The 13,438-nt window shown below is 43.6% G+C and carries 4 protein-coding genes, 12 pseudogenes and 1 other annotated feature; of the genes and pseudogenes, 10 read left to right on the top strand and 6 right to left on the bottom strand.

Annotated features, from left to right (window positions below):
- Window positions 1–100 precede the first annotated feature (100 nt).
- Window positions 101–476, top strand: a pseudogene (locus tag FQ015_RS23290) (IS66 family transposase); the annotation flags it as partial.
- 585 nt (window positions 477–1,061) lie between these two features.
- Window positions 1,062–1,656 (top strand): annotated as a pseudogene (locus FQ015_RS23285) (S6 family peptidase); the annotation flags it as partial.
- A gap of 10 nt (window positions 1,657–1,666) precedes the next feature.
- Here the strand turns inward: FQ015_RS23285 and FQ015_RS23280 are convergent.
- From FQ015_RS23280 to FQ015_RS23265, 3 pseudogenes are all read right to left on the bottom strand, one after another.
- A pseudogene (locus FQ015_RS23280) lies at window positions 1,667–1,846 on the bottom strand (DDE-type integrase/transposase/recombinase); the annotation flags it as partial.
- Window positions 1,847–1,926: 80 nt separating this feature from the next.
- A pseudogene (locus tag FQ015_RS24040) lies at window positions 1,927–3,299 on the bottom strand (reverse transcriptase domain-containing protein).
- Between the two features lie 674 nt (window positions 3,300–3,973).
- A pseudogene (locus FQ015_RS23265) lies at window positions 3,974–4,360 on the bottom strand (IS3 family transposase); the annotation flags it as partial.
- A gap of 175 nt (window positions 4,361–4,535) precedes the next feature.
- Here FQ015_RS23265 and FQ015_RS24460 point away from each other — a divergent pair.
- The 5 genes and pseudogenes from FQ015_RS24460 to FQ015_RS23245 form a co-directional block, all read left to right on the top strand.
- Window positions 4,536–4,637, top strand: a pseudogene (locus FQ015_RS24460) (hypothetical protein); the annotation flags it as partial.
- Between the two features lie 449 nt (window positions 4,638–5,086).
- The gene (locus FQ015_RS23260) at window positions 5,087–5,824 is read left to right on the top strand and encodes a fimbrial biogenesis chaperone (protein WP_000750408.1); all 738 of its coding nucleotides are present in this window, start codon (window positions 5,087–5,089) and stop codon (window positions 5,822–5,824) included.
- A gap of 14 nt (window positions 5,825–5,838) precedes the next feature.
- A complete protein-coding gene (locus FQ015_RS23255) occupies window positions 5,839–8,289 on the top strand; it encodes a fimbria/pilus outer membrane usher protein (protein ID WP_001470028.1) in 2,451 nt (816 codons plus the stop codon).
- A gap of 67 nt (window positions 8,290–8,356) precedes the next feature.
- Window positions 8,357–8,863, top strand: a complete 507-nt coding sequence (locus FQ015_RS23250) for a hypothetical protein (RefSeq protein ID WP_160524555.1) — start codon at window positions 8,357–8,359, stop codon at window positions 8,861–8,863.
- A gap of 205 nt (window positions 8,864–9,068) precedes the next feature.
- Window positions 9,069–9,484 (top strand): annotated as a pseudogene (locus FQ015_RS23245) (DDE-type integrase/transposase/recombinase); the annotation flags it as partial.
- Here the strand turns inward: FQ015_RS23245 and FQ015_RS23240 are convergent.
- From FQ015_RS23240 to tnpC, 3 pseudogenes are all read right to left on the bottom strand, one after another.
- A pseudogene (locus FQ015_RS23240) lies at window positions 9,463–9,734 on the bottom strand (IS3 family transposase); the annotation flags it as partial. The pseudogenes FQ015_RS23245 and FQ015_RS23240 overlap by 22 nt on opposite strands.
- 16 nt (window positions 9,735–9,750) lie before the next feature.
- Window positions 9,751–10,056 (bottom strand): annotated as a pseudogene (locus tag FQ015_RS23235) (integrase core domain-containing protein); the annotation flags it as partial.
- A 90-nt stretch (window positions 10,057–10,146) separates the two neighbouring features.
- A pseudogene (gene tnpC / locus FQ015_RS23230) lies at window positions 10,147–10,940 on the bottom strand (IS66 family transposase); the annotation flags it as partial.
- A gap of 52 nt (window positions 10,941–10,992) precedes the next feature.
- Between tnpC and FQ015_RS23225 the strand changes: the two are divergent.
- The 3 genes and pseudogenes from FQ015_RS23225 to FQ015_RS23215 all read left to right on the top strand — a co-directional run bounded on the left by FQ015_RS23225 (window position 10,993) and on the right by FQ015_RS23215 (window position 13,421).
- Window positions 10,993–12,219 (top strand): annotated as a pseudogene (locus FQ015_RS23225) (IS3 family transposase).
- Window positions 11,302–11,418: a sequence feature (AL1L pseudoknot), on the top strand. Its footprint overlaps the pseudogene before it by 117 nt.
- Window positions 12,220–12,293: 74 nt before the next feature.
- Window positions 12,294–12,449 (top strand): annotated as a pseudogene (locus FQ015_RS24455) (hypothetical protein); the annotation flags it as partial.
- Between the two features lie 678 nt (window positions 12,450–13,127).
- On the top strand, window positions 13,128–13,421 hold the full coding sequence (locus tag FQ015_RS23215) for an adhesin biosynthesis transcription regulatory family protein (RefSeq protein ID WP_000061333.1): 294 nt from the start codon (window positions 13,128–13,130) through the stop codon (window positions 13,419–13,421).
- Window positions 13,422–13,438: the final 17 nt, after the last annotated feature.

Here is a 13,438-nt window from a genome sequence, read left to right as displayed (position 1 = left end):
ACAACGGTGGGTTGACGCCGGAAGAATCAGAGAACAGATACCGTTTTTACTGTAAAACCGTGGCCAATATTACTTGATCACTACAAGGCACAGGTCCGGGGGATGTTCAGCAGAACAACATCTAGCGGCAAGAAAAACTAGAGCTGTGCCACTGATGCAGTCGTTGTACGACTGGATAGAGACTCCGACGAAAACACTGTCGCGTCACTCGATACGGCGAAAGTGTTCGCATACCTGCTGAAATAGTTGGATGCGTTAAATGTGTACTGCAGTAATGTCTGGGTGGAAATAGACAACAACATTGTAGAGAACGCCTTACGGGGAGTAGCCGTAGGCCGGAAAAACAGGCTATCGCGAGGGGCGACAGCGGTGGCGAACATGCGGCGGTATTGTAGTCGCTGATCGGCACATGCCGTCTGAACAATGTGGAGTCAGCAAAATGGCAGTGTTACATCATTGAACATATCCAGAACTGACCAGCAAACCGGATACGCGATCTGTTGCCCTATATAGTTGATCTGACCGCTCAATAAATATCAATATAGATCAGACAGGCTGCTTATTTTTGAGAAGCAGGCATGTTTATTCACTTTGTCATCAGGCAGGAGTGAAACGTTGGGATGAATATAAAAGGCTTCAGTTTCGTTCTTCAAAAATGTATTTTTGTGAGCCTCATATCAGGGGAGTTTAAGGACATGTGATGCTGGAAGATAACTTAGTGAACCTTGAAGAGAAATAAAAGAAATTTCTCAGCGGTGAATAATATAGACAGAGACATATCTGAGAGGGAACGGACATGAGCTAGAATGCTGTTACTGAAAAATTTTATATTATTATGTTATTTATTTATGGAAAATCTTCTGCTGATGCGCACAGTTGACGGAGCCTAATGAGTGAAGGCTAGTTTGGTGCTGGCGGATATGTGGAGTGACGTCGGCTCCCCAGTGGATATTCATTTCAGCAAGCCAGTGACCGGACAGTCAGTCTGATATGCAGGAATGACGGCGATTATCCGTTATCCCTGAGTGTGCTTATTTTGTTTTTTTAGGCTTAATTAAAAAATGAACAAAGTTTATTCTCTGCGCTACAGTACTATAGTCCGAGACTTTATTACCGTACCTGAGTTTGCCAAGAAATGTTCTTTAAAATAAGTCAGGCGTTTGTGCTTGTCTGTTTTATTGCTGTCCCCCGTGTTTTCCTCTGAAGGAAGTCTTGCGGGAACAGCCAATAATGAGCTTGGATATCAGTTGTTTCGTGATTTTGCTGAAAATAAAGGATGGTTCCGCCCGGGGGTAATAAATATCACTATTTTTAATAAACAGGGAGAGCTTGTCGGTACACTGGATAAGACGTCCATGCCGGATTTCAGCTCTGTGGATTCGGAAATCGGTGTGGCGACACTGATTAACCCGCAGTATATCGCCAGCGTGAAACATAACGGAGGATATACAAACGTCAGCTTTGGGGATAGTGAAAACCATTACAATATCGTGGACCGGAATAATGCGCCGTCACTGGATTTTCATGCCCCCAGGCTGGATAAACTGGTGACAGAAGTTACCCCGACTGTAGTGACGGTGCTGGGGGCTATGGCTGGCGCATATCTGGATAAGGAGCTCTATCCTGTTTTTTTATCGTCTGGGGTCCGGAACTGAGCCTGTTTACTATCGCTATGGAACATGACGTCCCGCGGCTGACCACGCACCTCATACGCCATCCGCAGGGCACTGCTTATCAGTGCAGTATCGGCATTCGCTGACAGGCCCCAGCCGATAACTTTGCGGGCAAAAAGATCCATGACGACCGCCAGATAGCACCAGCGATTTCCTGCCCAGAGTAGACTAAGATACAGGGCGTAGTCGGGCTATTTCCCTGTCTCTCCTCCCCAAACCGGACGTGCACCTTTCAGCGCATCCGGCTTTCCGTCTAAACACTGGCTAGTGCCATTGCCACTTCCGGATACCGTGACATGTACGTGTTTCTGGTCTCTGTCCTCAGGTGAGGGTTACTCTCAGGCACACGCCAGCGGAACGACTTCTTGCCTTGTCCGACCAACCGGTAAAGTACTTCACCGTTGAGCTTCCCGTGGTTGGTTTTATCAAATAAAACCCTCGTTTTACTCTGACCTGGTTTTGGCAATTTACACCACCACCTCATCAGATATGCAATACTTTTACGGTATTTTCGGGCAAGCCAGTGAGCCAGCTTCCAGAACACAACTCGGTCGATATAACTGAACACTTTGGCTTTAAAATCAACGAACTGATAGAACTCAGCCCAGCCTTTCAGCTTTCGGTTGAGTATCTCAACCATATCGATTTTGCTTTCACTGTAATTGCCTGATAACAATGTCGTCAGGGATGCCGCGAAGTTTCTGGCTTTATCACGTGGGATCGTCGTGACCACCCGCATACCGCCGTAACGACTGCGTTTGCGGATAATCCTGTGCCCCAGAAAGATAAAGCCGTCGTTAACATGGATGATTCTGGTCTTGTCCATGTTCAGCCTGAGTTTCAGGCTGTCTTCGACCCCGCTGGATACTGTTATTCCAGTACCAGCGGTCTTTCCGGGCTTTTCCGCTCAGGTAACGTTCATGAAGATACTGGTCGAACTTATTTAGCATGATGTTCGACAGCAACGACGAGATCACACCGCCCTGTGGCACACCTTCACTGGCCGCCCAGAAGAGTTCGACATCAACGTGTCCTGCTTTAATGATTTTCCACAGCAGGGCCATAAAGCGTGGATCCCTGATCCTGCGGCGTACTGCTTTCATCAGCAGTCGATGATGTACTGTATCGAAGTAGCTGGACAGATCCCCCTCAATCACCCAGCGTCCCCGAGTTTCACCACAGTCGGGGACGCTGTAATTTCACCGTGCGGATCGCGTGATGGACGCTGCGTTCAGGCCGGAAGCCACACGAGAGCGTATGAAAATCACTCTCCCATATCGGCTCCATCGCCATCAGCATGGCCCGCTGAACAATACGATCCCGCAACGCGGGGATATCCAGTGGTCGCAGTTTGCCGTTGCTTTTAGGGATATAAATCCGTCTGGCTGGCATAGGCTGGTAGTGACCAGAGAGAAGTTCTTCGCTGAGTCTCTGCAACTCAGCAGGCAGTCTGGCCTGTAGCTTTGCTTTACTCACACCGTCAACACCGGGGGTATGTGCCCCCTTTGATGAAAGGGTGATCCGTGCGGCTTCAGCCAGCCATTCTGGTTGTGTTATCAGACGCAGTAGCCGTGTAATCCGTCGGGACGGGGCGGTTGCTGTCCATGTGGCAAGCTTGCGTTGCATTTCACTGATTATCAAAGGTCTTCACCTCACTGGGTCAGTTAATTCGCTCCACAAACACATCTAAACTGCTTCCCTTCGCCATGTAACGGGCTTTCCCCATCCCATACTACTACGGAAGCTCCGCCAGCCAGCGCGTCATCGGAGCCATGCCTCCTTAATATCCGTCGCTGACCTTTCCCGGTTCACCTGTCTGAACTCATACATACTGAGGAGGCCTGCCCGTCGCACTCTTTGTCCTTGCTTGCCGCAAGTTGGCAGAAGTCAGCAACGCGAGCGTGATAGGCGTTGCTTTCCCGGTGTTTTGCATACATGTCAGAACACCTTTGACTGACCCGCGCATATGTGTCTCAGACAGTTACTTCTGCACGACCTGTCAGATCACGTAGGCCGTGGTGACGTTTTCACCCCACAGAGGCGGATTAACGGGTTCATGTTCTTCAGCCTTTCAGCACTCAGCCTTGAGGAGCATCTCGGCTTAGTGATCTCGCCTCAATCCCCGTTGTCAGCGGGTTACATCACCCTGCGGGCATGCCGCAGGTCACTGCCGCTCAGGTTCACCACCGCCATACCCGGTGGGATTGTTGGGCTTCTCGTCATGAGTTACCTGTTCAATATTCCAGACAGACTCGTGGTTCATTTGAGCATCCGTGCTCACCCTAAACTCCGGGCACACTATACGTAATATTTCCGCACCATACCCGGTCTGGCTCCGGCACAGCAAACTGACGCTCAAGCAGACTCGGCAGGCTGGTATGCTCCTAGCGGGCATTTTTATACTGATGTTTTCCGGACTGGCAACTGCTCAGGTTCAGATATTTCATCAGATGCCCCGCACGGTAACGGCTCATCGGGACGCCGTTTTGAGTCAGCATATCTGCCAAAGTGCGCGCCCTTGCAGAGCCCCAGCTCTGGTTCCAGACCAGGCGTATTTCGCTGCACAGCCTGACGCGAGCCGAATTAACCGTATCACGTCGTTTTCGCCAGTACCGGTAACTACTACGGTGTATTCCCAGTGCAGAACAGAGGCTGACAACAGAGTGGCTGTCACTCAGTCTGGTAACTTGATATGACCGGCATCTTCACTCAGGAAAATGGGCGTCTGACGCTGCAGGGACATCCGGTTATCCCAGAACGGTAACGAACACGTAAATAGGATAATGGCCATTACACATAGTGCCACAATCAACCTCTATCGGCCGTCCGGGCTAAAAAGCTGCGCGGAATAGTAGAGCACTTATAGCACCAATTTTCCGTGACGAACGACGCCTGATGCAGAAAGCCATCCATAAAACACACGATAAAAATTATGCCCTCAGATGGAGTGCCATGCTGATAATAGATTTTACAGTATAGAAGAGTAAGTGAAGAAATGCGGCATCACACAAAACTGATAATTTTATAATTGTTATTATTTTTGTTTTTTTTAATTAAAACAAAACAAACAATAAATGTATTTTATTTACATTTCTTTTAACTAGCTGTCTTTTGAGATTACATTCCTTAATTTGACCATATTCTGGTTTTTTGTATTGATTTTGCTTTTGTTGTTGGTGTTTTGTGTTGATTTTGATTTTTTTTATGATTAGATATGCTGTTTGTTTTTTGTTTTATCTATTCTTCACAAAATAAATACATTGAATACAATTAGTGAAAAAAGAAGATGGCTTACATGCTGTTGTTTATATTTTTTATTGGTGATTTTTGAGGTTTGCTAAAGAGTATTAGCTTCGTGCATGGTTTTTTATAGTGGAAAGATGGTTTGCACGATGTACTTCTCTGGAATGCTTATGAAAAAAACAGCTTTTATTTTATCCATGTTGTTTCCTTTTGTTGTTAATGCAGCAGGATTAAGTACCACAACAAGAAGCTATAGCATTGTATTGGGAGCTTCCAGGGTTGTGATGACATCAGGAAAGGAAGTATATAATTTACCTGTTGAAAATAAGCAGAGTTACCCTGTTCTTATTGAATCAGCTGTTTTTGATGAAAACTCTGACACTAAATCTGATATGTATATTATTACACCACCATTGTTTCGACTTGATGGTGGGCAAAAGAACTCGATTTCTATTATAAAGGCAAATGATAGCTTTCCAGAGCAAGTGGAATCAATGAATTGGATTTGTGTAAAGAGTATCCCGCCATCAGAGGGCAGTGCATGGATAAAAGATGATGAACTAAAGGAAAATGGTAGTATTAATGTTAATGTTTTGGTCAAAAATTGCATTAAGTTGATTAACCGGCCTGAATCACTGGATAATATTAAAAATGCATCTTATGGTTCTGAACTGAAATGGAGAATGAAAAATGGTGGTCTTGTTGTGGAAAACCCAACTCCTTATTATATAAATTTTGGTTCCTTGACTGTTAACGGGCAAAAGATTACGCCGCCGATTTTTGTGAAGCCCCAAAGTTCCTTTCAGTTTGATGAGAAAGACGTAAAACATAAAAAAGGGAAAATTGCATGGCGTCTTATTGATGATAACGGTGCATTAACAAAGGAATATGAAGTGTTGATAAAATGATTTATGGTGTAAGAATGCAAACCAGAATCAATCCTGTGATTTATTTTATGCTTCTTGCAGGTTTTTCTTATCATAAGACGTTGCTTGCAAGGAATATTGAGTATGTTTTTGATTCGGCTTTGGTAAATAATGTCGATGTTACTCGATTTAATGACGGACAGCAATTACCAGGGAGCTATCTTGTAGCTGTTTCTGTTAATGATAAAAGAAAAAAACAAGGTGATTATACTGTTGACTTCCAGTATAGGGGGGATGTGTTAACGCCTAATATTGAAAAGGATGAATTATTATTATTCGGTATTAATCCAGAAAAAATCACTCTTGTTTTTTATAAAAACGAGAAATATATTGACTTTGAAAAAAGTGATATTAAATTTGACTTTTCGTTTTTTTCAAAGTCACTTGTGCTTTATGTTCCAAACCAATCGTTAATAAATAACAGTAGCGAGTTGGCTCATGAGTCACAGTGGGATGATGGAATTAATGCATTATATTTAAATTATGATACAAAGTTATATCATCGGCGTGTGAAATATGATTCAAGTAATAATGAGTCATATTACGCGTCATTGAATCCAGGGGTGAATATAGGCAGTTGGCGTCTACGGAACTCAGGTATATGGATGAAAGGATATGACGGAGAAAGTGAATACCAAAATTCTTATATTTATGCTGAAAGGGATATAAGAAGTTTAAAAAGCAAACTTCTCTTAGGAGAAAGTAGCACTGGTTCAGAAATATTTGACAGCGTTCCATTTAAAGGGGTTAGATTATCAACATCTGATAATATGATACCATATCTTGAACGTACATTTGTGCCGACTGTAAGAGGTGTTGCGAATAGCGTGGCGCAGGTTGATGTACGTCAAAATGGATACATTATTTATAGTACTGAGGTGCCTGCTGGTCCGTTTGCTTTATCAGACATCCCAGCGGCTGAAGGCTCAGATATGGAAGTTACGGTAACTGAAGATAATGGCTCGGTCCAGCGTTTTACCGTGCCATATAATGCTCCAGCGATATCTATTAAGTCGGGAAGCTTGAAGTACGATGTAACATTTGGCAAATATCGTCCTTATTACAATGTTAGCAGAAAAGATAATTTTAGTCATTTTACCATCATTTATGGTTTTAATGATCTGTTAACGGGTTATACCGGCGTACAAGCCAGCAATAATTATTTCTCTGGCGCAATTGGTTTTGGTTTTAACTTTAATGAGTTAGGTGCTGTTTCTTTGGATGGGATTTATTCAAAGGATGGTTATAATAATGATGAGGATGGTAGTGCTGTTCGGGTAAGGTATAAGAATTTATTGAGTGAAACAAATACGACTTTTGATATTGCAAGTTATCAGTATGCGTCAAAAAACTATAGTACATTTGCCGATGCAATGGAAAAAAGTATGCGTCACTCCTATGATTGGAAAAAGAAAAATGACACAAGCATACGCATTAGACAAAGTTTTTCTGATTACGGATTATTAGATTTATCGTTAAATAAAACCACCTATTGGAATAAAAAAGATGAATCTTATGCTGCCTTTAACTACAGCACGTTATTGTTGAGAAACATAAGCTTTACCGTTGGATGGAACAAATATTTTGACTCATACTATAGTGATCAGGAGGACGTTTTCTCCGCATCTATTTCTGTTCCTTTTGGTAAAATGATTAACTCAGGTAGTGCAAATTTAAGATACCAAATCATTAACGAGCGTGATGACAGCATAAGTAATTCAGTCAGTTTAAACGGTATGGCATATAACAATCGTTTAGCATGGAATGTTACTCAGTCTGTTAATAGTAAAGAACACAATAATAACAGGACATCATTAAGTTCCTCATTAAAAAATAGTTTTGGCACTATGAATGCCATGTATAACCATAGCCATATGGTAACTCAATATGGTGGTGGAATTAATGGTAGTATTGTTTTGCATGATAAGGGAATCACATTTGGTCAGCGCATCACTGGTGCTGCTGCCCTGATTGATACAGATGGTTCGGAAAACATTACTGTTTTGAATAAACCTGGTGTTATTACTGACAGTAACGGATTTGCTATTGTCACAGGATTAGGCTCATATAGAAAAAATGATATTTACTTAGAACAGAGTAAAATTAGTAGTGATACCAGTATTGATAAAACAATATCATCTGTTGTACCAACAGACAGCGCCTTGGTACGTGCGAAGTATTCTACTATGAAAGGTAGTAAAGCAATATTAAAACTCTTAGACAGGAATAATGTTCCCATTGCATTCGGTTCAGTTGTGTCTGTTCAGGATAAGAGTAGCACAGGCATTGTTGGCGATGATGGACGGGTTTATATGAGTGGTTTAGATGGTAGTGGAATATTAAAGGTTCAATGGGGAAAAAACTCACAAGAACAATGCCAGATTCCTTATACTCTGAAGAATAAGAAATCTTTAGGATTGTATTCTGAAACTCTGAAATGTATGTAAATTTACTTTACTTTTGTCCCAAGTGAAGTGAATTAGATGGTAAGGGACTGATAGCTATGAGGTTATTATGAAAAAAAATATCATTTCTGCAGTAATCGCAGGTGCTTTCTTCGCTGTGGCAGGTTCAGCTATGGCTGCGCCTCAGGAAGCAGTTGATACCGCGACTGTAACGACTAGTGTACTTGCGACATCTGCTGCTACTGTTAGTGTTACTGCTAATAATGGTTCTGTTTCAGTAGATGATATTACGACTACCGGGGTTGATGTTGCATCTGTCGATGTGTCTGCATCTGGATTGTATGATGGTACAACTGGTGCAAACTTGAAATTATCTGTAGATGGCAGTCACTTCGCTGGAGGACAATACTGGAAAATGGTATCTGACTCAGGTGAAAGCTTTAAGGTTTTTGTGAAAACCAACTGGCAGCAAAATGGTAATAATATTACGCTCCGTACGGACGGTCAGACTTCTGTTCCGACCACTAATATCGTCTTTTCTACTGCAGCAGGTAATGGCACCGTAAGCCCAGGTGATTATAATATGCCTGTTACTCTGTCTTTCAATACTTGGTAATAAGATAGAAACTTTTTCTTGAGAGCCCCATTAGAGTGGACTGTTCCCATGAAATTGGACAGTTCATGTTAAGCGGCTATCAGAGCCTGGGTTTGGTATTCTGCCTGACTCAGGCTTTTTATTTGTGTAGCTAAAAACTGTAAACATCAGCGTTGACGAGCCGGAGAAGCCCTTATAGTACAATAAATTTCGCTGTCCCCGTGCACAGCGCGTATATGATGAATATCACTAGGTATACGGTGTGCGTAAAGTCTGGCACCAGTTATTATGGAAAGGTGTCATGGTGGCCAAGATGCACTGTGGCACGCTTTATGGCGGTTATGAGACTTACCGATGTTCTCCGGATACATCGTGAGATGGCGGGTCTCATCATCCATGGAAACGACATTTGTGCTGGGTGCACTGGAGCAGGCGTTGTGGTCCCGTCGGCCGTCCGGCACAGTCCATCACAGTGATAAAAGTTCTAAGTATTTATCGCTGGCCTACAAGCAGCGGCTTAAGGAAGCCGGATTACTGGTATCAACAGGGAGTACAGGCGACCCGTATGACAACACGATGGCGGAGAGCATTAATGGTTTTTATAAAGCGGAGGTAATACACCGTAAGAGCTGGAAAAACCGGGGCGGTTCATTCGCTACCGCCTGCAATGCGGCAATAACGAGTTCATCACGCGTGGTATCCGGGGGCGGTAATGGTAAACCGTTCTGCTCAGATTGAGACTCAGGCTGGCCTGACGAATACTGAGTCCGAACATCGTTATCAGATGATGTGACCAGCTCACGTTTAAAGGCTGATTTTAAATCTTTTTCGATAACATCTTTCAGCGCAGGTTCTCAAGACTGAGATCGACAAACATCTGTTTAAAATGCCTGTAGTGGATCACAAAATCAGGACACCGGAATAACCTGCTTCCACTTTTCTTCATGCAAGCAAGGCGTTAAACCACCATTGTTTGTATGAGGCCGATAAACGTTGTAATAACCATTTATCCACAGGTTTATATCGCGTACTGCATGGCTAAAATCACCATAACCACCTTTCGGAAGCCATTCACTTTTAAATCTGCGAAAGACTCTTTCCATCGGCGAATTATCTAGGCAATTCCCTCTGCGACTCATACTTTGCATGACCCCATAACGCTAGAGTAATCTACGGTATTTATTATTTTTATATTGAGCACCTTGATCTGAATGTGTGTAAACGTAAACGGAGCGCCGTATTGACACTTATTTATTGGTGAGGACGACGTTCCATGGCAGGAGTGCATCAACACGATTGGAGGGTCATTCCGACAGTACGCTCAGGATATGGAGCAGATACGCTTTCGGGTCGATACCATTCAGTCGGCAGGTGCCGATCAGCCCGTACAGTAGCGTACCACGCTCTCCACCGTGATCGTTGTCGAAGAACATGTAATTCTTTTTCCCGAGACAGACAGCACGAAGGGCTCTTTCCGCTGTGTTATTATCCGCCTCCGCCAGACCATCATCACTGTAATAACAGAGGGTGTCCCACTGATTCAGTACATAACTGAACGCTTTGCCCAGTCTGGATTTTTCGACAGCGTGGCATTTTTCTCCTCCATCCACTCATAGAGTGACGCCAGTAACGGTTTACTCCGCCTCAGCCTGACAGCAAGACGTTCAGACTCCGGTAACCCCCGTATTTCATCCTCGATGGCGTACAGTTCACTGATGCGCTTCAGGGCTTCTTCTGCTGTCGCACTTTTGCTGCTGATATATACATCGTGGATTTTCCGCCTGACATGGGCCCAGCACGCAACTTCTGTCAGTGCACCACCTTCACGTTCGGCACTGAACAGGCTGTCGTAACCTTTGAACGCATCCGCCTGCAGGACCCGGAAGGGACGAAGTTGTTGTACCGGATGTTTTCCCTGCCTGTCCGGTGAGTATGCAAACCAGACCGCCGGTGGCTCTGATGAGCCCGCATTCCTGTCATCCCGGACATACGTCCAGGTGCGTCCTGTTTTTGCCTTTTTTCTGCCCGGTGCCAGCACTTTTACTGGTGTGTCGTCAGTGTGAACCTCGCGGGTGTTAATCACGTAAAAGTACAGGGTGAACCGCACCGGGTTTCCTAGAGACTAAACTCTCAGTGAAAGGAGATCCTAAATGAAAGCAAAATCAGCAAATCGTTATCCGCCAGAGTTATGTGAACACGCCGTCAGAATGCTCCTTGAGCATCGTGGCGAATATGATTCAGAACTGGATGCTATCCGCCGCCATCTCATCAAAAATTGGCTGTCATTACGCTACCCTGCGGGCCTAGCTGCGACAGCACAAAACCGATGTTCATAGTGATGTGTCCCCTGCCCAAACTGATGGTGGGGGACTGACTGTCGACGAACGTCAGCGCTTAAAGGAACTGGAGCGTGAGAACCGGGAACTACGCCGCAGCAATGACATATTGCGCCAGGCTTCTGCTTATTTTGCACAGGAGGAACTCGACCGCCACTGGAAACAATAATGCTACTGATGGAGCGTCTGAGTGGTACACACGGGGTAGGGCCAGTATGTCGCGAGCTGGATATTGCCCCGTCGACATATTACTGGCATCAGCAGTGCCGACAGCACCCTGAACTATGTAGCCAGCGAGAAAAGCGTGATGATCACTCAAATTAGCCAGGTGATAAAACGCGTTTACGAAGCAAATTACAGCGTCTATGGGGCACGAAAAGTCTGGCGGCAGTTACTCCGTGAAGGCTTCCGTGTTGCGCGATGTACTGTAGAACGGCTGATGAAAATGATGGGCCTGCGGGGAGTGCTTCGCGGAAAGGTCATCAGGACTACGATCAGCCACAAAACAGCGGCAGCAGCGGATCGGGTGCACCGTCAGTTCGTGGCAGAACGTCCAAATCAGCTTTGGTGTGCGGATTTTACATATGTCAGCACCTGGAAGGGCTTCGCGTATGTGGAGTTCATCATCGATGTGTTCGCTGGCATGATCGTTAGTTGGCGGGGCTCATCATCGATGGAGACGTCGTTCGTCTTGGATGCACTGGAACAGGCGCTATGGGCTCGTCGCCCTACGGGGACCATCCATCACAATGATAAAGACTCGCAGTACGTCTCACTGGCATACACCCAACGGCTGCAGGACGCCGAGCTGTTGGCATCAACGGGCAGTACAGTACAGGCGACTCTTACGATAATGCAATGGCCGAAAGTATCAACGGTCTTTACAAAGCGGAGGTGATACACCGTAAGAGCTGTAAAAGCCACGCAGAAGTAGAGCTGGCTACACTGGTATGGGGGGACTGGTACAACAATCGCAGGCTAATGGAGAGGCTTGGTCACATCCCACCGGCTGAAGCCGAAAAAACATATTATGCTTCCTGAAACTGTAACAATCTGGCAGCCTGAGCTTCCTGCCTTAATTCACTCCAAGAAAACCGGTGCGGTTCAGACTGTGACAAGCGCTGCACGACACGATAACCCGGAACCAGCAGTGCCGCGCCATGTGGCAACTGCTGAAAAAGGGTCGCCATTTTATGGAAACCGTCAGCCCGTTCCCAGGAGGAAAAAATGGCCAGACACAAAGTGTAGCGGTATTAGAAACAGCTATTTAGTATAGTTTACCTTATTCTGCCAGAATGTAATGGTTATGATTAAATATGATTCATAAATAATAGGATAACTAAATATAAAATAACGCTGTACACGTAACAACGAAAGTTATGATAGCACTTGTGCAATGTCTGTGGCTGATAAAGTAGAAAAGAAAGTATGAGTTGGTAAATATAAGATTATTTTTTAGATCATGATTGGCAATATATGCGAAAGATTTTGTGAAATTCAATTGATGTTTTTGATGTTTGCAAAAGTAAGTATAGTAATCATGTACTCTTTTTATTTGCTAAAATAAAACATTGATAGCTATGTTATATATCATGCGTGGAATAATAAACATGTTTTTTATTTCATCTGTTTATCATTTTGCCAATCACAAAAAAAATAAAAAAATACAAACGCATACATAAAAATACCTTTTTTTTCATTTGGAGTAAAGTTGTGTTTTGTGTGTTGTTTTTTGGTTTTTTTTTGTGTTATACGTGTTTTTTTTAGTGTAATCATCTGGATAATTGTATTTTTGTAGTTATATATGTTGATTTATTTGTTTTTTTTTATTATTTGAAAAACTTCACATATGTTTTCTCATTTATATAATGCCAATGTGTTTCAAATATTGGTGTTTTTTATAAAAAGTAATTTGTGCTAGTAATATACGTACGATGCAAGGATTACATATGAGTATGGATTTAGATTCATCGGCAAATAAGCTATGCTTCACTAAGCTAAAGAAAGATTTCATTTCTCCTGGTAAATTGGATGAGGAACAATTCTGGTTGTTGGTGGAAATATCATCAATCCATAGTGAAAAAGTAATTAAGGCTATGAGGGATCATCTTGTTCATGGTATACCGAGAAAAAATGTATGTGATGAATATAATGTTAACAATGGCTATCTTAGTACTAGTTTATCTAGGCTAAACTATATACATAGAGTCGCTTCATACTTATCAAAGTTTTACCAAGGATAATAGTAAGTTATTTCAAG

Source organism: Escherichia sp. HH26CH (assembly GCF_009820205.1).
GTDB classification, from domain to species: Bacteria; Pseudomonadota; Gammaproteobacteria; order Enterobacterales; family Enterobacteriaceae; genus Escherichia; species Escherichia coli_F.
The sequence above is the reverse complement of the archived record's forward strand: the minus strand, read 5'-3'. Positions and strand labels throughout refer to the sequence as shown.